15 protein-coding genes are annotated in these 19,405 nt (G+C 69.3%); 10 read left to right on the forward strand and 5 right to left on the reverse strand.

Annotated elements, in window-relative coordinates:
- Positions 1-44: 44 nt before the first annotated feature.
- On the forward strand, positions 45-1,082 hold the full coding sequence (locus GA0116996_RS19130; RefSeq protein ID WP_092314787.1) for an AI-2E family transporter: 1,038 nt from the start codon (positions 45-47) through the stop codon (positions 1,080-1,082).
- A 59-nt stretch (positions 1,083-1,141) separates the two neighbouring features.
- Here GA0116996_RS19130 and GA0116996_RS19135 read toward each other — a convergent pair whose 3' ends face one another.
- A complete protein-coding gene (locus tag GA0116996_RS19135; RefSeq protein ID WP_183298852.1) occupies positions 1,142-1,861 on the reverse strand; it encodes a FadR/GntR family transcriptional regulator in 720 nt (239 codons plus the stop codon).
- A 135-nt stretch (positions 1,862-1,996) separates the two neighbouring features.
- On the opposite strand from GA0116996_RS19135, the gene GA0116996_RS19140 reads away from it, so the two are divergent.
- From GA0116996_RS19140 to GA0116996_RS19155, 4 genes are all read left to right on the forward strand, one after another.
- Complete coding sequence (locus GA0116996_RS19140; RefSeq protein ID WP_092314791.1) at positions 1,997-2,779, forward strand: (Fe-S)-binding protein; 783 nt, start codon at positions 1,997-1,999, stop codon at positions 2,777-2,779.
- Complete coding sequence (locus tag GA0116996_RS19145; RefSeq protein WP_092314793.1) at positions 2,776-3,477, forward strand: LutC/YkgG family protein; 702 nt, start codon at positions 2,776-2,778, stop codon at positions 3,475-3,477. Before GA0116996_RS19140 ends, GA0116996_RS19145 begins: the two co-directional genes overlap by 4 nt.
- Positions 3,474-4,919, forward strand: a complete 1,446-nt coding sequence (locus GA0116996_RS19150; protein WP_092314795.1) for a LutB/LldF family L-lactate oxidation iron-sulfur protein — start codon at positions 3,474-3,476, stop codon at positions 4,917-4,919. Before GA0116996_RS19145 ends, GA0116996_RS19150 begins: the two co-directional genes overlap by 4 nt.
- Positions 4,920-5,169: 250 nt before the next feature.
- Complete coding sequence (locus GA0116996_RS19155) at positions 5,170-6,879, forward strand: lactate permease LctP family transporter (protein ID WP_092314797.1); 1,710 nt, start codon at positions 5,170-5,172, stop codon at positions 6,877-6,879.
- Positions 6,880-7,060: 181 nt separating this feature from the next.
- Here the strand turns inward: GA0116996_RS19155 and GA0116996_RS19160 are convergent, their stop codons facing one another.
- From GA0116996_RS19160 to GA0116996_RS19170, 3 genes are all read right to left on the reverse strand, one after another.
- Entirely contained in the window at positions 7,061-8,182 is a 1,122-nt protein-coding gene (locus tag GA0116996_RS19160; RefSeq protein WP_092315110.1) for a CaiB/BaiF CoA transferase family protein, read from the reverse strand.
- A 22-nt stretch (positions 8,183-8,204) separates the two neighbouring features.
- Positions 8,205-9,179: a Bug family tripartite tricarboxylate transporter substrate binding protein gene (locus GA0116996_RS19165; RefSeq protein ID WP_092314799.1), complete on the reverse strand. Its 975-nt coding sequence runs from the start codon at positions 9,177-9,179 to the stop codon at positions 8,205-8,207.
- A 112-nt stretch (positions 9,180-9,291) separates the two neighbouring features.
- Positions 9,292-11,094, reverse strand: coding sequence for an acyl-CoA dehydrogenase family protein (locus GA0116996_RS19170; RefSeq protein ID WP_092314801.1), 1,803 nt, complete (start codon positions 11,092-11,094; stop codon positions 9,292-9,294).
- Positions 11,095-11,212: 118 nt separating this feature from the next.
- On the opposite strand from GA0116996_RS19170, the gene GA0116996_RS19175 reads away from it, so the two are divergent.
- The 4 genes from GA0116996_RS19175 to GA0116996_RS19190 all read left to right on the forward strand — a co-directional run bounded on the left by GA0116996_RS19175 (position 11,213) and on the right by GA0116996_RS19190 (position 15,046).
- Positions 11,213-12,148, forward strand: coding sequence for a LysR family transcriptional regulator (locus tag GA0116996_RS19175; protein WP_092314803.1), 936 nt, complete (start codon positions 11,213-11,215; stop codon positions 12,146-12,148).
- A gap of 380 nt (positions 12,149-12,528) precedes the next feature.
- Positions 12,529-12,840: a FeoA family protein gene (locus tag GA0116996_RS19180; protein WP_092314804.1), complete on the forward strand. Its 312-nt coding sequence runs from the start codon at positions 12,529-12,531 to the stop codon at positions 12,838-12,840.
- A gap of 14 nt (positions 12,841-12,854) precedes the next feature.
- Complete coding sequence (feoB, locus tag GA0116996_RS19185) at positions 12,855-14,708, forward strand: ferrous iron transport protein B (RefSeq protein ID WP_092314806.1); 1,854 nt, start codon at positions 12,855-12,857, stop codon at positions 14,706-14,708.
- Between the two features lie 14 nt (positions 14,709-14,722).
- Positions 14,723-15,046 carry a DUF6587 family protein gene (locus GA0116996_RS19190; RefSeq protein ID WP_092314808.1) on the forward strand — a complete coding sequence of 108 codons (324 nt, stop codon included), beginning with the start codon at positions 14,723-14,725 and terminating at the stop codon, positions 15,044-15,046.
- Positions 15,047-15,419: 373 nt separating this feature from the next.
- On the opposite strand, the gene GA0116996_RS19195 is transcribed toward GA0116996_RS19190, so the two are convergent.
- Positions 15,420-16,778: a hypothetical protein gene (locus tag GA0116996_RS19195; protein WP_092314810.1), complete on the reverse strand. Its 1,359-nt coding sequence runs from the start codon at positions 16,776-16,778 to the stop codon at positions 15,420-15,422.
- A 602-nt stretch (positions 16,779-17,380) separates the two neighbouring features.
- Between GA0116996_RS19195 and leuA the strand changes: the two genes are divergently transcribed.
- Complete coding sequence (gene leuA, locus GA0116996_RS19200; RefSeq protein ID WP_092314812.1) at positions 17,381-19,075, forward strand: 2-isopropylmalate synthase; 1,695 nt, start codon at positions 17,381-17,383, stop codon at positions 19,073-19,075.
- The last annotated feature ends 330 nt before the right edge of the window (positions 19,076-19,405 follow it).

The raw sequence follows: 19,405 nt of genomic DNA on the forward strand, positions 1-19,405 counted from the left end.
AATCCAGGACTTCCTTTTCAGCAAATTGCATGCCGGAGACACCGATGAAAGACCCCGAACCGACCGTCACCCCGCGCCTGCCGCCGGCCGCCTGGTACAGCGTCGGCACCGTCGCCTACCTGCTGACCGCGCTGGCGCTCTGGACCGTGCTGCATGCCAACCTGGTGGCGGCGCTGCTTTCGGGGCTGCTGCTGTATTCGCTGGTGGACGTACTGGCGCCGCGCCTGAAGCGCCTGCACCAGCGCCACGACGCGCTCGCGGTGGCGATCCTGTCGGCGCTGATCCTGCTGGGGCTGACGCTGGCGGGCTGGTTGCTGGTGCGCTTTGTCAGCGGCGAGGGCAATACCCTGGACGGCCTGCTCAACCACGTCGCCGACATCATCGACCGCTCGCGCGGGCAGCTGCCGCCGTGGGTCAGCGACGCGCTGCCCAACGGCGTCGACGAACTAGCCAACACACTGATCGACACCCTGCGCGAACACGCCGCGATGGCGCAGAAGCTGGGCGCCGAGGTGCTGCGCACGCTGGTGCATATCCTGATCGGCCTGGTGATCGGCGCAATGGTGGCGCTGTACCGCGCCGTGGCGCGCCCCAACCGGCGCCCGCTGGCGGCAGCCCTGGTGGCGCGCGCGCGCACGCTGCAGCAGGCGTTCTCGCAGTTCATCTTTGCGCAGATCCAGATCTCCACGATCAACACCGTGCTGACCGCGATCTACCTGCTGCTGGTGCTGCCGCTGTTCGGCGTGCACCTGCCGCTGAGCAAGACCCTGGTGGTGATCACCTTCGTCGCGGGCCTGCTGCCGGTGCTGGGCAACCTGATCTCGAACACGGCCATCGTGGTGGCCTCGCTGTCGGTGTCGCTGCCGATCGCGGTGGGCTCGCTGGTGTTCCTGGTGGTGATCCACAAGCTCGAGTACTTCCTGAATGCGCGCATTATCGGCGCGCGCATCCAGGCGGCGGCGTGGGAACTGCTGATGGTGATGCTGCTGATGGAAACGCTGTTCGGCATCCCGGGCGTGATCGCCGGGCCGATCTTTTACGCATACCTGAAGCGCGAACTCGCCGGCGCCGGCCTGATCTGAATGCCGCGGCCGGCACGCCGGGCCGGTGGTCGGACCAAAAATGGGCCAACGGACTTGTCTCAGCCGCCGTCCTGCTCCACCCGGCTGCGGACGAAATCGATGTGGGTCTGCATCGCCGTGCGCGCCTCTTCGGGGCGGCGCGCGCAGATGGCATCGCACAGGGTGCGGTGCTGCAGTAATAGCAGCTCCGAGGCGCCCTCGTCCTGTTCGCGCAGGCCGGTGCCGTTGATGGTGATGTGCTCGCGCAGCATGCCGATCACGCTGGTATGCAGGTGCAGGAACATGGTGTTGTGCGAGGCCCGGGCGATGGCGTCATGCAGCTGCGCGTCGGCATCGGCCTCGGCCTGCTTGTCGTCGGCGGCGCGGGCGCGTTCCAGTTCGGCCATCAGCGCGCGCATGCGCCTGACGTCGGCGGCATCCGCGCGCAACGCCGCGAAATAAGCGGTGGCGCCTTCCAGCACGCGGCGGAACTCGAGGATGTCTTCGCGCAGCGCGGGATGGTCCGCCACCAGCTGGCCCCACGGCGAGGCAATGCCGGCACGCAGCTGGTCGGTGGCATAGACGCCCGCGCCGCGCCGGCTCTGCAGCAGGCCGCGCGCGGCCAGGCGCTGGATCGCCTCGCGCACGGTGTTGCGCGCCACCGCATACTGCCCGGCCAGCACGCGCTCGGCCGGCAGGCGCGTGCCGGGCGGCCAGGTGCCGTCGAGCAGCGCGGTCTCGATGCGCCGCATCACCGACTCCACGCGTCCGCGGGTATGCCCGTGCCTGGCTGCCGTCATGCCGTGTGTCCTCGCTCCTGAACGTGCCTGAGGGTGCGCGGCGCGCCTTCGGGATTGGTCCAACCAATTTGAAGCGCCGCGCGGAAGCGGGAATTATGCGCCCAAACGTGCGACCCAGCACGTGTGGAGCGAGACATGAAGGATCGTCAGTACCCCAGCGGCCCTGCCCCCACGCAGGCCTACCTGTTTGCCACCTGCCTGGTCGACATGTTCGTGCCGCAGGCCGGCCTCGACGCCGTGCGGCTGCTCGAGCGCGAAGGCCTGACCGTGCATTTCCCGCGCGGCCAGAGCTGCTGCGGCCAGCCCGCCTACAGCAGCGGCAACCCCGACGCGGCGCGTGCGGTCGCGCGCGCCCAGCTCGACCTGTTCGGCCAGCCGTGGCCGGTGATCGTGCCGTCCGGCTCGTGTGCCGGCATGATGCGCCACCACTGGCCCCAGCTCTTTACCGACGATCCGGTGGCCGGCCCCAAGGCCCGCGAACTGGCCGGGCGCGTCTACGAGCTGGGCGAGTTCCTGCTGCATGTGCTGAAGGTGGACTTCGGCACTGCCGCGCCATCGGCCCAGCCGCCGGAGCGCATCGTGCTGCATACCTCGTGCGGCGCGCGCCGCGAAATGGGCACGCGCCAGCACGGCGTGGCGCTGGTCGATGCGCTGCCGGGCGTGACCCGCGTCGAGCATGAACGCGAGTCCGAATGCTGCGGATTCGGCGGCACCTTCTCGCTCAAGCATCCCGATATCTCCGGCGCCATGGTGCGCGACAAGGTGGCGTCGGCCTGCGCCACCGGCTGCGAGCGCCTGGTCTCGGCCGACTGCGGCTGCCTGCTCAATATCGGCCATACCGCCGCGCACGACCGCGCGCCGTTGCGGGTGGAGCACCTCGCCAGCTTCCTGTGGCGCCGTAGCGGAGGTGCCGCATGAGCACGCCCGGCGCCCGCGAACGCATGCTCGGCCGGCTGCGCGCCGCCGCACCCGTGCCCTCCCCGCAAACCACCGAGCTGGACCGCCGCATCGACAGCCATTTCGAAGCGCGCCGCCATGGCGCGCCAACGACTGGCGCACGCGTTGCCGCGATGCGGGCCGCGCTGCAAGGCCTGCATGCCGAAGTCTGGTGCGCCGACGCCGGCGCCTGGCCGGCGCTGCTCGCCGGCGAACTGGCCAGTGCTGGCGTGAAGCGCCTGCTGCTCGATCCGGCCACCACGGCCGGCGCGGCGCTGGCAACGGCGTTGCCGACCGGTATCGAAGCCATCGGCTACGACCGCCCGATCGAGGCGTGGAAGGGCGAGCTGTTCGACACCGTTGACGCCGGTTTCACCGTGGCGCGCTCCGGCATCGCCGCCACCGGCACGCTGGTGCTGGCACCCGATGCGGGCTCGCCCCGCACGGTATCGCTGGTGCCGCCGCTGCATGTCGCGCTGGTGCACGCGTCGACGCTGCATGACGACCTGCACATGGCCGCGCGCGCCGAGCGCTGGGCTGATGGCATGCCGACCAACCTGGTGCTGGTCTCCGGCCCGTCCAAGACCTCGGACATCCAGCAGACCCTGGCCTACGGCGCGCATGGTCCGCGCCGGCTGTGGGTCGTGATCGAAACCGACGCCGCGGAGGCCGCGCAATGAGCCAGCAGACCCTGCAATTCGTTGCGCCGCGAGAGTTCAAGGCGCGCGCCCGCGAGGCGCTGGACGACCCCAAGCTGCGCCAGAGCTTCCGCGGCGCGATGGACTTCCTGCAAGGCAAGCGCCTGGCGCAGTTCCCCGACGCCGACGAACTCGAACGCCTGCGCGACCTCGGCGAGGCGGTGCGCCAGCACGCGCTGGCCAACCTGCCTGACCTGCTGGTGCAACTGGAACAGAAGCTGACCGCCGCCGGCGTGCAGGTGCACTGGGCCGAGACCGCCGACGAGGCCAACGCCATCATCCACGGCATCGCCAGCGCCAGGCAGGCCACGCGCGTGATCAAGGGCAAGTCGATGGCCAGCGAGGAAATCGAGCTGAACCATTACCTGGCCGAGCGCGGCGTGGATTGCATCGAATCGGACATGGGCGAGTACATCGTCCAGCTGGCCGGCGAGAAGCCCTCGCATATCGTGATGCCGGCGATTCACAAGACCAAGGGCGATATCGCGCAGCTGTTTACCGAGCATATCCCCGACACGCCTTATACCGAGGACGTCGACGCGCTGATCCAGACAGGACGGCGCGCGCTGCGCCAGGCCTTTGTCGAGGCCGACATCGGCCTGTCCGGCGTGAACTTCGCCGCCGCCGACACCGGCACGCTATGGCTGGTGGAGAACGAGGGCAACGGCCGGCTGTCGACCACCGTGCCGGACGTGCATATCGCCATCATGGGCATGGAGAAGGTGGTGGCCAGGCTCGAGCACATCGTGCCGCTGTCGACGCTGCTGACGCGCTCGGCCACCGGCCAGGCCATCACCACGTACTTCAACCTGATCTCGGGCCCGCGCCGCGCCGGCGAGCGCGACGGCCCGCGCGAAGTGCACCTGGTGCTGCTCGACAATGGCCGCACCCAGGCGTACGCCGACGCGCAGTTGCGCGCCACGCTGCAATGCATCCGCTGCGGCGCGTGCATGAACCACTGCCCGGTCTACGCCCGCATCGGCGGCCACGCCTACGGCACCACCTACCCGGGCCCGATCGGCAAGATCCTGTCGCCCCACCTGCTGGGGCTGGACGCCACCGCCGACCTGGCCACCGCCTCGAGCCTGTGCGGTGCCTGCGGCGAGGTCTGCCCGGTGCGCATCCCGATCCCGCAACTGCTGGTGCGCCTGCGCACCGAGTCCAACCGCGCGCCCGACCAACCGGTGGCCAATCCGCTGCGCGGCCAGGGCGCCAAGTACAGCCGCGGCGAGCACCTGGTATGGCGCTTCTGGAGCGGGGCCTATTCGCACCCGGCGGCGTACCGGCTGTTCCGCTGGGCCGCCACGCGCCTGCGCGCGCTGACACCGGCGCGGCAGATGGGATGGACGCAGCACCGCACGCCGCTGAAGCCGGCGGCGAAGAGCCTGGCGGACCTGCTGAAGGAAAAGGGGCAGCCCGAGTAGGCGGCGGCGCCGGGCTGACGCATCCCCATACCCGCTGGTTTGCTCCCCTCTCCCGCTTGCGGGAGAGGGGCGGGGGTGAGGGCGGGCGCGCGGCAAGCACGAGGCGTTTGCACTTTGTTGAAGCTCTGGCCCTCACCCCAACCCTCTCCCGCAAGCGGGAGAGGGAGTACACAAGCGCGCGAATCGACGCCCCCACACGTTCCACAACAACAATGCTTTCCCGAACCACCACCAAATCAGGAGACCACCCTTGCAACCCTGGACCCAACTCTATACACCACTAGGCAGCCTGTGGCTGTCCTCACTGGCGGCAGCGATCCCCATCGTGTTCTTCTTCATCGCGCTCGCGGTCTGGCGCATGAAGGGCCATGTCGCCGCGGCGGTGACGCTGCTGCTGGCGCTGGCCGTGGCGGTGTTTGCCTACGGCATGCCCGCGCAGCAGGCGCTGGCCTCGGCCGGTTTCGGCTTTGCCTACGGGCTGTGGCCGATTGCGTGGATCATCGTGACCGCGGTGTTCCTCTACAAGATCGTGGTCAAGACCGGCCAGTTCGACGTGATCCGCGCTTCGGTGCTGTCGATCACCGACGACCAGCGCCTGCAGATGCTGCTGATCGGCTTTGCCTTCGGCGCCTTCCTGGAGGGTGCGGCCGGCTTCGGCGCCCCGGTGGCGATCACCGCGGCGCTGCTGGTGGGGTTGGGCTTCAACCCGCTGTACGCGGCGGGGCTGTGCCTGATCGCCAATACCGCGCCGGTGGCATTCGGCGCGATGGGCATTCCCATCATCGTGGCCGGGCAGGTGACGGGACTGGACCCGTTCCATATCGGCGCCATGGCCGGTCGCCAGTTGCCGCTGCTGTCGCTGCTGGTGCCGTTCTGGCTCGTCTTCATGATGGACGGCGCCAAGGGCGTGCGCGAGACCTGGCCGGCGGCGCTGGTGTGCGGCGGCAGCTTTGCCGTGACGCAGTACTTCACCTCGAACCATATCGGGCCGGAACTGCCGGACATCACCTCGGCGCTGGTGAGCCTGGTGTCGCTGGCGGCGTTCCTGAAGGTATGGCAGCCGCGCAGCGCCTCGCAGCGCGCCGGCGGCAGCGCCGGCAACGTCAGCGGCGGCACGGTCGCGCTGGCGGGCTTCGGCGGCGGCTTCGGCGGCGCGATGCAGAGCCGCAAGGCATCGCCTTATACGCTCGCGCAAACGCTGCGCGCGTGGGCGCCGTTCGGCATCCTGACCGCCATCGTCACGGTGTGGAGCCTGCAGCCGTTCAAGGCGCTGTTCGCCGCCAGCGGCCCGCTGGCGGGCACGGTGCTGAAGTTCAAGGTGCCGGGCCTGGACCAGCTGGTGATCAAGGCCGCGCCGATCGTGACCACGCCCAAGGCCTATGACGCGGTGCTGAAGATCGACCTGCTCTCCGCCGTCGGCACCGCGATCCTGCTGACCGCGCTGATCTCCGCCGTGCTGCTGCGCATGAAGCCGCGCGACCTGCTGGCCACGTTCGGGGAAACGCTGGTGGAACTGGCGCGCCCGGTGCTGTCGATCGGGCTGGTACTGGCGTTCGCCTTTGTCGCCAACTACTCGGGCATGTCGTCGACGCTGGCGCTGCTGCTGGCCGGCACCGGCGCGGCGTTCCCGTTCTTTTCGCCGTTCCTGGGCTGGCTGGGCGTGTTCCTGACGGGGTCCGACACCTCGTCGAATGCGCTGTTCTGCGCGCTGCAGAACACCACCGCGCACCAGATCGGCGTGTCCGACACGCTGATGGTCGCGGCCAACACCACCGGCGGCGTCACCGCCAAGATGATCTCGCCGCAGTCGATCGCGGTGGCCTGCGCGGCGACCGGGCTGGTGGGCAAGGAGTCGGAGCTGTTCCGCTTCACCGTGAAGCACAGCCTGCTGTTCGCGGTGATCATCGGGGTGATGACGATGGTGCAGGCGTATTGGCTGCCGGGGATGATTCCGGGGTGATACCCCGAATCCAGCCGCTTGCTTGCTCCCTCTCCCGCTTGCGGGAGAGGGCTGGGGTGAGGGCCAGCGTATCGACGAAGTGAAGCGCGTCGCTATTGCCACCGCCCGCCCTCACCCCCTGCCCCTCTCCCGCAAGCGGGCGAGGGGAGCAAACCAGCGGTGCGAAGCCGCCACGTCGCTCCTATTCGAGGAATTCGTTCCCTTCAGTCAATGGCGCATACCGGTACGTCGCCGGCGTCCGGCTCAGCTTCACCGGCGCCCCCAATCCCTGGTACCCCCCTTCCATCTCCACCACCATCTCGCGGTGCCGCGTATGCGGATGCCGCAAGGCATCGGCCACCGACAGCACCGGCGCGCACGGCACGCCGGCGGCTACCAGCGTATCCGCCAGCGCCTTGCCGTCGCGGGTGCGCATGCGCGCTTCCAGTTCGGCCTTGAGCGCCACGCGATTGACCGAACGCGCGCCGGCGGTGGCGTAGCGCTCGTCGTCGGCCAGCGCCGGCACCTGCAGGTGCTCGCACAGGATGCGGAACTGCCGGTCGTTGCCCACCGCCAGGAAGACCGGGTCGGTGGCGGTGGCGACGGTGTCGTACGGATAGATGTTGGGATGCGCATTGCCGGTGCGCTGCGGCGTCTTGCCGCTCATGAACCAGTTGGCCGCGTGCGGATGCAGCAGCGACAGCCCCGAGTCATAGAGCGCGGCCTCGACGAACTGCCCGCGCCCGCTGCGGGCGCGCTCCTGCAGCGCCAGCAGCACGCCGATCACGGCGTTGAGGCCGGTCACCATGTCGACCACCGGCAAGCCCACCCGCAGCGGATCGCCATCGGCCTCGCCGTTGATGCTCATGATGCCGGACATGGCCTGGATCGCGGCATCGTAGCCGGGCAGGCCGCCCAGCGGGCCGTCGGCGCCGAAGCCGGACACGCGGCAATGCACCAGCCGCGGGAAGCGCGCCGACAGCACGTCGTAGCCCAGCCCCCACTTCTCCAGCGTGCCGGTCTTGAAGTTCTCGACCAGCACGTCCGCGTCGGCCAGCAGGGCCAGCAGCACCTCGCGGTCGGGTTCCGCGGTCAGGTCCAGCCGCATCACGCGCTTGTTGCGGTTGAGGCCGAAGTAGTAGGAGGCCACGCCGTCCTTGAACGGCGGGCCCCAGGTACGGGTGTCGTCGCCCTGCGGCGGTTCGATCTTGAGCACGTCGGCGCCGTGGTCGCCCAGGATCTGGCCGCAGTACGGGCCGCCCAGGATGCGCGACAGGTCGACCACGCGGATGCCGGCGAGCGCGCCGGGATTGGCTTGGGTCATGGCTGCGATTCCCTCGGCGTCGTCAATCGAGCTGGGCACCGGACTTCTGCACCACCGCACGCCACTTGCCCACCTCCGCCTTGACGAAGCTGCCGAGCTGCTCCGGCGTGGTCGACGGCGCGAACTCCAGGCCTTGCGCCTGCAGCGTCTTGCGCACCTCGGGCTGCTTCAGCGCGTCGGCAAAGGCGCGGTTTAGCTTGCCGACCACCTCCGCCGGCGTGCCGGCCGGCGCGACCACGCCGAAGAACACCGACACGTCAAACCCGTGCACGCCCTGCTCGGCCACGGTCGGCACGTCGGGCAGCGCCTGCGAGCGCGCCCTGGTGGTCACGCCCAGCGCGCGCACCTTGCCGCTCTTGATGAAGGGCATCGCGGTCAGCACGTCGGTGAAAGTCATGCTGACCTGGCCGCCCAGGAGGTCGTTCAGCGCGGGGCCGGTGCCCTTGTACGGAATGTGCTGGAAATCGGTGCCGGTGACGTTGTTGAACAGCACGCCGGCCAGGTGCGACGAAGCGCCATTGCCCGACGAGGCATAGGTCAGCTTGCCGGGGTTGGCCTTGCCATAGGCGATCAGCTCGTTGACGTTCTTGGCCGGCACCGACGGATTGACCACCAGCACGTTGGGCAGCTGGCCGATCTGGATCACCGGGGTGAAGCTCTTGACCGGGTCGTAGTTGATCTTTCGGTACAGGCTGACGTTGATCGCCAGCGGCGCCGAGGTGCCGAACATCAGCGTGTAGCCGTCGGGCTCGGCGCGCGCCACTGCCTCGGCGCCGATATTGCCGCCGGCGCCGGCACGGTTCTCGACCACCACCGGCTGGCCCAGGCTGGTCTTGAGCGCGGCGGCGAGCGTGCGCGCCATGGCATCGGTGGGCCCGCCCGGCGGATAGGTGACCACCATCATGATCGGCTTGGACGGGAAGTCCTTCTGCGCGAAGGCGGGGGCGATAAACAGCGAGCACGCGGCGATGGCCGCGACGCGGTGCCAGAGTTTCATGGTGTTGTCTCCTGGTGTAGGACGTCTCCCGCGGGTAAGCGGGATGGTGGGGGCTGCGCCCTCTCCCGCTTGCGGGAGAGGGGAGCAAACAATGGGCTTCGGGTTGGCGGTGTCAGAACACGTTGACGTCTGCGACCGCGCCTGCTGCGCGCACCACGCCGTCAGCAGGGGGCGCCACGGTCTCGGCCAGCCACTCCGGCTCGGCGCTTGCCGCCAGCGGGTCCTGCGGCAGCACGCGGTGGCGCAGCACCAGCTGCGCCAGACGCATGCGGCGCACCGAGCCGATGCGCCCGGCTTCCCAGGCCATCGCCACCGCGCTGGTCACGTGGTACAGCGCCGAGGCCGCCTGGCGCGCCAGCAGTTCGCCGTCGGCGCCGGCCGCGGCGGCGTGGCCGGCCAGTCGCCCGGCGCTGGCGATGGCGCCTTCGAACACGGCGCGGGCGTCGGCCTGCAGCGGCGTATCGGCCAGCAGCCCGGCCAGGTGCGCCTGCAACACCGGCAATGCGCCCTCGCGCCGGACCGCGCGCAGCACGTCGAGCGCGACGATATTGCTGGTGCCTTCCCAGATCGAGCCGAGGTGGGCGTCGCGCACCAGGCGCGGGTCGCTCCATTCCTCGATATAGCCGCAGCCGCCGCGAATCTCCATGGCGTCGCCGGTGACCTTGCGCGCGTCGCGGCAGGCGCGGAACTTGATCAGCGGGGTCAGGATGCGCATCAGCGCGTAGGCGTCGGGCTCGCCCGCGTCGGCGCGGCGCAGCGCCTCGGCGGTCTGGAATACCATGGTGCGCGCCTGCTCGGTCGGCAGCGTCAGCTTGAGCAGCTGGCGGCGCATCAGCGGCATGTCCTGCAGGCGCTTGCCGAAGGCCTGGCGCTCGCGCGCGATGAACAGGCCCTCGGTCAGCGCGCGGCGCATCAGCCCGGCGGCGCGCACGCCGTTGGACAGGCGCGAGTTGTTGATCATGTCGGCCATCTGCACGAAGCCGCGGCCCGGTTCGCCCACCAGGTAAGCGTGCGCGCCTTCCAGGCGGATCTCGCCGCTGGCCATCGAGCGCGTGCCCAGCTTGTCCTTGAGCCGGATGATGCGGTAGTGGTTGGCGCTGCCGTCTTCCAGCTTGCGCGGCAGCAGGAACAGCGACACGCCCTTGTGGCCGGGCACGGCGTTGCCGGCCTCGTCTTCCACGCGCGCCAGCACCATCGCCAGCGCGGCATCGGGGTTGGAGCAGAACCACTTGTCGCCATGCAGGCGCCAGCCGCCCTCGGCCGAGGCATCGCGCACCGCGCGGGTGGCGGTGGCGGCGACGTCGGAGCCGGCGCCCTGCTCGGTCATGAACATCGCGCCCTGGTACAGGTCGTCAAACGCCTGCGTGGTCAGGTTGGGCAGGAAGCGCCCGACCAGCGCCGGGTCGCCGAACTTGCGCAGCGTGCGCGTCAGCGAATCGGTCATCGACAGCGGGCAGCACAGGCCGAACTCCGCCTGCACGAATAAATACGTAAGCGCGTACTTTGCCGCCGGCGGCATGGGCTTGTCCCAGCCCAGCACGCCGCCGCGGTGCGACGCCGCGGCCAGGCCGAATTCGGCAAAGGCCACGCGCTCCATCTCGACATAGGCCGGGTGCTTGTCAATGCGCTGCGCATCCACGCCGGCGCGGGTGCGGTAAGTCAGTTCCGGCGGGTTGCGGTCGGCCACGCCGGCCAGCTCGTCGAGCACGCCGCCGGCCAGCGCGCCCATGCGTTCGAGGTGCGGCAACAGGTGGTTGAACAGGTCGGGCGGCAGGTACAGCGGCAGCAGTGCGCGCAGGTCCGGGTCGGCGGCGAGCAGGCTGCCGCCCTGGCGGTCAGGCACCGGATGCACGGCGGCAGGCGCTTGCGCGGCGTGGTGTTGCTGGGGGATGTCGCGCACGGCGCTGGATGGCATGGCAGGTCTCCTGGTATGGCGGTGCCGGCTGGCGGCCCCTTTGGGCTCCATTATTCAAACCCCATGGATTTGCGTCTAATTCTAAAATTGGCTTGATCCATATAATTTCTGTATCGCCATGGAATTCCGCCACCTGCGTTACTTCCTCGTGCTGGCCGAGGAACTGCACTTCGGCCGCGCCGCGCGCCGGCTTGCCATTTCGCAGCCGCCGCTGTCGCTCAATATCCAGCAGCTCGAGGCCTCGGTCGGGGCGCGGCTGTTCGACCGCGACAGCCGCGGCGTGCGGCTGACCGCGGCCGGCCGGGCCTTTCGAGAATCCGCCACGGCGCTGCTGGCGCAGGCCGAGGCGGCGCGGGTACTGGCGCGCGAGATCGAAGCGGGCGCCATCGGCCGGCTGCGCGTGGGCTTTGTCGGCTCGATGCTGTACCGGGGTCTGCCGCAGACGCTGCGCGAGTTCGAGGCGGCCTATCCCGGCATCCACGTGGCGCTGACCGAGCTCAATTCGCAGGAACAGATCGACGCGCTGCTGCATGACGAGCTCGACGCCGCCTTCATCCACACCGGCCGGGTCCCCGACACGCTGCAGGCCACGCTGGTGCATTCCGAACCCTTTGTCTGCTGCCTGCCCGCCGACCATGCGCTGGCCGCGCTGGCGGAGCTGCCGCTGACGTCGTTGCGCGGCGAGCCGTTCGTGCTGTTCTCGCGCAAGGCCTCGCCGGACTATTACAGCCGGATCTTCGACATGTGCGCCGCGCAAGGCTTCTTCCCGCAGATCCGGCACGAGGTGCGGCACTGGCTGTCGGTGGTGTCGCTGGTGTCGCAGGGCATGGGGGTGGCGGTGGTGCCGGCGGCGCTGGCGCGCTCGGGCATGGCCGGCGCGGCATTCCGGCCGCTGGCGGAGGCGGCGGTGCGCTCGGAGGTCTATTGCGCATGGAAGACGGCGCCGGACCATCCGGCGCGCGACCACTTCGTCGCCATGGTGGCGGGCAAGGCGGCGCCGCCAAAGCGCGGCCATAAAGAAAAAGCCACCGGTCCAGGGACCGATGGCTTGTGAAGTACGCGTGGAACGGGGTGTTCAGCGTGCTGTGAGCTTAACGCCGCTGGCTTGCGGCAGCCATAACGCAAATGCAGTAATTGCAAGCGATGACAGGAATCGCGCGGATTCGGTGTCTCATTGCCGAACCGCGGTTTTGCATCGCTTGAATAACGGCTCATCGGGGCCTTATCGCCACGGCCTGCGCTCAGCCATTCGTCCCCTTAGCGGTTATCATTCGCCTCCTGCCGTGCCAGGTGCGGCAAGGCTGGCGTGCCCGCCCTTTGAGGGGGCAACGTAAAGCCTCATTTGCGATACAATGAAAACGATTTTCATTTACATACCCCGGCGCGGTCGCACCGACCGCTTGGCGGCAGGCCGCGCCACGGACTGGAAGCATGATGCGGTTGTCTGAACTTCCACGGCGCACGCCCGCCGTAGTGCAATCGGTGGACGACGCCACCCCAGGGGATCCGGTTGCGCGCCGCCTGCGCGAACTGGGCTTCGTTGCCGGCGAAGCCGTGCAGGTCATCGCCTACGGGCCGTTCGGCATGGACCCGCTGGTGGCGCAGGTAGGCTTCACGCGCTTTGCGCTGCGCCGCTCGGAGGCGGCGCGCATCGGCGTGGAAATCGCCAGCGCCTCGGTCACCCGCCTCGCCCCCGTCACGCAGGGCGACGAGACTGCCCAACCGTCCGCCAAGCGGACCGCCTGAGCCTTCCCCGGATTATGTCTGCTGCTTCCCCTTCTGCCCTGCGCATTGCGCTGGTCGGCAATCCCAATTGCGGCAAGACCGCACTGTTCAACCGCCTGACCGGCAGCCGCCAGAAGGTGGCCAACTACGCCGGCGTCACCGTCGAGCGCAAGGAAGGCTTTTTCGTGTCGCCGGCGGGGCGCCAGGTACGCATCCTGGACCTGCCCGGCGCCTACAGCCTGCATGCGGCCAGCCTCGATGAAGCCATCACGCGCGATGTCTGCCTGGGCCAGCGCGCCGGCGAAGCGCGTCCGGACCTGCTGGTGTCGGTGGTCGACGCCACCAACCTGCGCCTGCACCTGCGCTTCGTGCTGGAGCTGCGCCAGCTGGGACTGCCGATGGTGGTGGTGCTCAATATGAGCGACGCGGCCGCGCGCCGCGGCATCCAGATCGACCGCGACAAGCTGTCGGCCGCGCTGGGCGTGCCGGTGGTCAGCACCGTGGCGGTCCGGCGCGACGGCGCCGCGGCGCTGGTCAGCCTGCTCGATGCCACGCTGCCGCCGGCCCCGCCGGCCGGCGCTGCGTCCGGCCCGGACTTCGACGTGCATGCCGAAGTCAACCGCCTGCTGTCGGCCGCGGTGAGCATGCCGGCGCGCACCGCCGCGCTGGACGACCGCCTCGACCGCATCGTGCTGCACCCGGTGTTCGGCCTGCTGCTGCTGGCGGTGCTGCTGTTCCTGATGTTCCAGGCGGTGTTCTCGTGGGCCGAGCCGCTGATGGACGGCATCGAGGGCGGCGTGCACTGGGCCGGCGAGATGCTGGGCGCCTGGTTGCCCGACGGCATGCTCAAGAGCCTGCTGGTCGACGGCCTGGTCGCCGGGCTGGGCAGCGTGGTGGTGTTCCTGCCGCAGATCCTGATCCTGTTTCTGTTCATCCTGACGCTGGAGGAATCCGGCTACCTGCCGCGCGCGGCGTTCCTGCTCGACCGCCTGATGATGGGCGCGGGGTTGTCGGGGCGCTCGTTCATCCCGCTGCTGTCCAGCTTTGCCTGCGCCATCCCCGGCATCATGGCCACGCGCACCATCCAGGACCCGCGCGACCGGCTCACCACCATCCTGGTGGCGCCGCTGATGACCTGCTCGGCGCGGCTGCCGGTCTATGCGCTGCTGATCGGCGCATTCATCCCCGAGCGTACCGTGATGGGCCTGTTCAACCTGCAGGGGCTGGTGCTGTTCGCGCTGTACGTGGCCGGCATCGTCAGCGCGCTGGTGGTGGCCTATGCGCTCAAGTTCCTGCGCCGCGACCGCACCGACCATCCGCTGCTGATGGAGCTGCCGTCGTACCGCATCCCCAATCCGCGCGACATCGCCATCGGCCTGTGGGAGCGTGCCCGCATCTTCCTGTCGCGCGTGGGCAAGGTGATCCTGGCGCTGACCGTGCTGCTGTGGTTCCTGTCGACCTTCCCGTCCGCGCCCGAGGGCGCGACCGCGCCGGCGATCGACTACAGCTTTGCCGGCATGATCGGCCATGCGCTGCAGAAAGTGTTCGCGCCGGTGGGCTTCAACTGGCAGATCTGCATTGCGCTGGTGCCGGGGCTGGCCGCGCGCGAAGTCGCCGTGGGTGCGCTGGCCACCGTCTACGCGCTGTCGGGCAGCGAAGAGACCGTGGCCACGCAGCTGGCACCGATGATCGCCGCGCAATGGTCGCTGGCCACCGCGCTGTCGCTGCTGGCCTGGTACGTGTTCGCGCCGCAGTGCATCTCCACGCTGGCGGTGATCCGGCGCGAGACCGATTCCTGGAAGGTGATGGCGCTGTCGGCCGCCTACCTGACCGGGCTGGCCTACCTGGCCGCGTTCGTGACCTACCGCGTCGCGCTGCTGTTCAGCTGAAGCCAGCCGCCGCCATGAGCCTTTACCACGCCATCGAAACCCTGCTGGTCCCGCTGATCGTGCTGGCGTGCGCGGTGTCGGTGGTGGCGCGCTACGCGCCGCGCACGCGCGAGCGCGTCAAGGCGGCGCTGGCGGCGCGCCTGGGCGGCCCTGCCGCCACCGGCTGGCGCGGGCGCCTGGCACGCTGGCTGGCGCCGCAGTCCGCGGCAGGCTGCGCCAGCGGCTGCGACGACGGCGGCTGCAATACCTGCGGCGCCAATACCAGCACCAATACCAGCACGCCCACCGGCCAGGACAAGCCTGCCGAGCAGGTGGTGCGCTTCGTGCGCAAGCGCTGAAGCGCGCTTTTTCCCTCCCTCGAGATCCACGCAGAAACGGGTACGCCCGCGGCTGCCGCATGGTCGCGGCAAGCGGCGGTTTGCGTGCGCCCGTGCGTCCTTGCAGACGGCGGCGTGGGCCTTTTGCTGGTCAATCCGGCTCATTTCAAGGCTGGCGCCCATGCACGCAGAATTGGGTACGCTTTGTGCGCTCACCTGCCGTGCATGCCGGGAAGTGTCGAAGGCGGCCACGCAGAAACGGGTACGCTTCGTCGTATTCCTGCCGCTTGTGTACTTCTCGCGCTTGCGGGAGAGGGGAGCAAACCGTCTGTGTCTTGGAAAGCAGAACGCCCTCCGTGCGGAGGGCGTCTGGCCAGTTGCGGGATGCCGGCGCTTACTTGACCGTACCGTAGAAGACCAGCTTCAGCGGCGTATTGTCGGCGACCGCGGTGCAGGTCGCGGTGATGGTGAAGTCGCCGGGCCCGGTGCCGCTGGCGCGCACCTGGTTGGGCAGCATCACCATGCTCGGGCTCAGCGACACCGGCCCGGTGCTGGACCATGCCCAGTCCTTGCATGCGGTGAACTGCGCATCCTCGCCCAGGTGCTTCATGCGCGCGGTGACCTCGATCGGCATCGGCGCCAGCAGCAGCAGCGTGATCGGGTCCTGGTTGTCGCCCACCAGTGCCCACAGCGGGTTCTCCGTCACCGTCAGGGTGGCGCTGCGGCGCTCGCCGAGCTTGCTGCTGGCCGCGGTCACCGTCAGGCTGCCCTGCACCGGACCGGTGTCGCCGGCCAGGCTGGTACGCACCGTGGCGTCATGCGTACCCGCGGCTTCGGTTGCCGACAGCGTCGCCGAGGTCGCCGTGTAGCTCCAGGTGCCGTCGAAATCCGCGGTCACGTCCTGGCCGTCGTGGCGCAGCACGCGCGCGGTGAAGGTGTCGGGACGATTGCTGAACACCTGCAGCGCATTGACCTCGCGTCCGCCCTTGGTGGTCACCACGCGATAGGCCGCGGCGCCGTTCTTCTGCACCGTCACCGCGATCACGCCGGCGAGGGCATGTCCGTCAGGCGCGGTCACCGACACCGAGACACTGGCCGTGGCCGCGGTCGTCGGCGAGCCGTTGCTGGCCTTCAGCGTGGCGCTGTTCTGGCTGGCCGTGACCTGGACCGCGGTGCCGCTGCTGGACCAGGCCCAGTTGGAGACGCTGGCCGACACATCGCTGCCGTTGCTGTCGAGCAGCGTCACCTTGACCGGCAGCTCCTGGCCGTCGCTCATCGACAGGCTGGTGGCGGGCATCGACAGCGTATAGCTCAGCGCCGACGCCGGCACCACGGTGATGGTGGCCGCTTGCGCGGGCAGCTGCACGGTGGTGTTGTCGGTGCCCCGGACCGTGGCCACCACCTGTACGGTGGTGGTGCCCGGCGCCACGCCCCGGACCACGGCACTGCCCGGCGTGCCGGCGCCCGGCGTCACGGTGGCGACGGCGCTGTCGGTGCTGGTCCAGTCGAAGGTGGTGTTGCCCGATACGTCGACGCCGTTGCTGTCCACGGCCAAGGCGCTGATGGTCAGCGTGCGGCCGACGCCGACCTCGCCCGAGGTCACGCTCATCTTCGCGGTATAGGTCAGCTGCGTGGTGGTGCCGCCCGATGCCGGCGCGGCGGGCGCGCTGCTGCCACCGCCGCCGCCGCATGCCGCCAGCAACAAGGCCGCGGCCGAACCCGCCAGCCAGGATGCCCACGTTCTCAGTCTCATGATGTTCCCCCCGTGTCGTGTTTTTCCCGCGCTAACAGCCTAGGCACAAAGTAGCCCGCGCAATACCAGCCAGAGGACTGAGGTGCAGCGCACAGAACATCGCCGCGAGTCATCCATTCAGCGCAGTACATCGCCATTCGGCCGAGGGAAAACAGGGGTCTCCCAACACTTGCCGCAGCCGGCCCCCAACCGTTTGGCGCAGCCCGTTTCCGCGATCCCCTGATCGGGCCACGACCGACTGCTGCGCACGACGGCACGCGCGCCATGCTTGACCAGGCCGGGACTTGTCGACTAACCTTGCCCGTTCCCAGGGACCTGCGCTGCATGCGCATCCACGCGGAGCGGCCGCGGCCCTCCCACTCCAGCCACGATGAACCGTTACACCAGCACTCCCCGCCAGGCTGCCGATGCGTCCCGCATCGCTGCCCGCGCACGCGTGCTGGCTGCCCTGGCATCGGGCCGCGCCCTTGGCGCTTCCTCGCTACTGCTAAGCCTACCGATCGGTTGCCGGGCCTAGGGCCCCGTGGCAGTTCGGCAGCCTTGCGCCACCCTTTTCCCGTTTTTCCATTTTTCATCTTCCCTTGCGAGGAAGGAGAACCCGCATGCTGTTCAATCCCGCCACCAAGTACCGCCCCGCCGCCACCGTCGACCTTCCTGACCGCACCTGGCCCGGCCGCACCATCACGCGCGCGCCGCGCTGGATGAGCACCGACCTGCGCGACGGCAACCAGGCGCTGATCGAGCCGATGAACCCGGCGCGCAAGCTGCGATTCTTCGAACAGCTGGTGAAGATCGGCCTGAAGGAAATCGAAGTGGCGTTCCCCGCCGCGTCGCAGACCGACTTCGACTTCGTGCGCATGCTGATCGAAGAACGGCGCATCCCCGACGACGTCACCATCGTCGTGCTGACGCAGTCGCGCGAAGACCTGATCCGCCGCACCGTCGAATCCGTGCGCGGCGCGGCACGCGCCATCGTGCACCTGTACAACCCGATCGCACCGGCCTGGCGGCGCATCGTCTTCAATGCCTCGCGCGACGAAATCAAGGAAGTCGCGGTAGCGGGCACGCGCCTGATCAAGGCGCTGACCGATGCCATGCCCGAGACCGCGTGGACCTACGAGTATTCGCCCGAGACCTTCAGCCTGGCCGAGCTCGATTTCTCGCTGGAAGTCAGCGACGCGGTGTCGGCCGCGTGGCAGGCCGGACCGGGGCGCCCGATGATCCTGAACCTGCCGACCACGGTGGAATGCAGCACGCCCAACGTGTTCGCCGATCAGATCGAATGGATGCACCGCCGCCTTGCGCGGCGCGAGCACATCGCGCTGTCGGTGCACCCGCACAACGACCGCGGCACCGCGGTGGCGGCGGCGGAGCTGGCTTTGATGGCGGGCGCCGACCGCGTCGAGGGCTGCCTGTTCGGCAACGGCGAGCGCACCGGCAACGTCGACCTGGTGACGCTGGCGCTGAACCTCTATACGCAGGGCGTGGCGCCGCAACTGGACTTCTCCGACATCGATGCGGTGCGCCAGTGCGTGGAGCACTGCAACCAGCTGCCGGTGCACCCGCGCCATCCGTATGTGGGCGACCTGGTGTTCACCGCGTTCTCGGGCTCGCACCAGGATGCGATCCGCAAGGGCTTCGCGCAGCAGCAGCCGGGCGCGATCTGGGAAGTGCCCTACCTGCCGATCGACCCGGCCGACCTGGGCCGCAGCTACGACGCGGTGATCCGCGTCAACAGCCAGTCGGGCAAGGGCGGCATGGCGTACCTGCTGGAACAGGTGCATGGCCTCTATCTGCCGCGCCGCCTGCAGATCGAGTTCGGCCGCGCGGTGCAGGCCATGACCGACGACACCGGGCTGGAAGCGAGCGCCGGCGACCTTTACGGCCTGTTCCAGCGCGAGTACCTGGCGCGCGAGGCGCCGCTGCGCTATGTCTCGCACCAGCTGGCAACGGACAGTACCGGCGCCACCGTGATTACGGTGCAGATGGAGCGCGACGGCCAGCCCTGCAGCGTGCGCGGCAGCGGCAACGGCCCCATCGACGCCTTCATCGATGCGCTGGAGCTGCCGGTACGCGTGATGGACTACCACGAGCATGCGATGAACGCCGGCGCCGATGCGCGCGCAGCCTGCTACGTCGAAGTCCGCTTGGGCGATTCGCCGACCGGGTTCGGCGCGGGCATCGACGCCAACCTCGTCACGGCTTCGTTGCGTGCGGTGCTGTCGGGCGTGAACCGGCACCTGCAGGCGGGCTTTGCTGCCGGCGCTCACGCCACGGCCAGCGCCGCCGTGGCCTGATGCCTGACGTGCAGCGTTTCGCAAGAAAACCGGTGTGCCCCGCCCCCACGGGGCACACCCGGAAAGACGCCCTTGCGGACGCCCACGACATGCCTGGTGCGGATCCGCACACGCGTGGCGCGTGCTCGGATCTTTCGCACAGCGTAAGCGGCAGCATCGGGCCGCGCTACGAATCATTTCGCATGTGGTTAGAAGCGATGTCCGAGGACGCGTCGGTCGTGGCAGCGTTGTAGCGCGATCGCGACGCCGCGAGCACCATTTGGTTCCGCTTGTTTTGTGTCAAGGCTCCCGCCGGCCCGCTCGGCCACACTGGGCGCGGCTTCGATAACA

This window comes from Cupriavidus alkaliphilus, assembly GCF_900094595.1.
GTDB classification, from domain to species: Bacteria; Pseudomonadota; Gammaproteobacteria; order Burkholderiales; family Burkholderiaceae; genus Cupriavidus; species Cupriavidus alkaliphilus.

Excerpts from the sequence above, each read along its gene's own strand:
- GA0116996_RS19165 (WP_092314799.1), bottom strand. The coding sequence starts at position 9,179 with ATGAAACTCTGGCACCGCGTCGCGGCCATCGCCGCGTGCTCGCTGTTT.
- GA0116996_RS19130 (WP_092314787.1), top strand. The coding sequence starts at position 45 with ATGAAAGACCCCGAACCGACCGTCACCCCGCGCCTGCCGCCGGCCGCC.
- GA0116996_RS19160 (WP_092315110.1), bottom strand. The coding sequence starts at position 8,182 with ATGACCCAAGCCAATCCCGGCGCGCTCGCCGGCATCCGCGTGGTCGAC.
- GA0116996_RS19145 (WP_092314793.1), top strand. The coding sequence starts at position 2,776 with ATGAGCACGCCCGGCGCCCGCGAACGCATGCTCGGCCGGCTGCGCGCC.
- GA0116996_RS19135 (WP_183298852.1), bottom strand. The coding sequence starts at position 1,861 with ATGACGGCAGCCAGGCACGGGCATACCCGCGGACGCGTGGAGTCGGTG.
- GA0116996_RS19195 (WP_092314810.1), bottom strand. The coding sequence starts at position 16,778 with ATGAGACTGAGAACGTGGGCATCCTGGCTGGCGGGTTCGGCCGCGGCC.
- GA0116996_RS19170 (WP_092314801.1), bottom strand. The coding sequence starts at position 11,094 with ATGCCATCCAGCGCCGTGCGCGACATCCCCCAGCAACACCACGCCGCG.
- GA0116996_RS19150 (WP_092314795.1), top strand. The coding sequence starts at position 3,474 with ATGAGCCAGCAGACCCTGCAATTCGTTGCGCCGCGAGAGTTCAAGGCG.
- GA0116996_RS19175 (WP_092314803.1), top strand. The coding sequence starts at position 11,213 with ATGGAATTCCGCCACCTGCGTTACTTCCTCGTGCTGGCCGAGGAACTG.
- feoB (WP_092314806.1), top strand. The coding sequence starts at position 12,855 with ATGTCTGCTGCTTCCCCTTCTGCCCTGCGCATTGCGCTGGTCGGCAAT.
- GA0116996_RS19180 (WP_092314804.1), top strand. The coding sequence starts at position 12,529 with ATGCGGTTGTCTGAACTTCCACGGCGCACGCCCGCCGTAGTGCAATCG.
- GA0116996_RS19140 (WP_092314791.1), top strand. The coding sequence starts at position 1,997 with ATGAAGGATCGTCAGTACCCCAGCGGCCCTGCCCCCACGCAGGCCTAC.
- GA0116996_RS19190 (WP_092314808.1), top strand. The coding sequence starts at position 14,723 with ATGAGCCTTTACCACGCCATCGAAACCCTGCTGGTCCCGCTGATCGTG.
- leuA (WP_092314812.1), top strand. The coding sequence starts at position 17,381 with ATGCTGTTCAATCCCGCCACCAAGTACCGCCCCGCCGCCACCGTCGAC.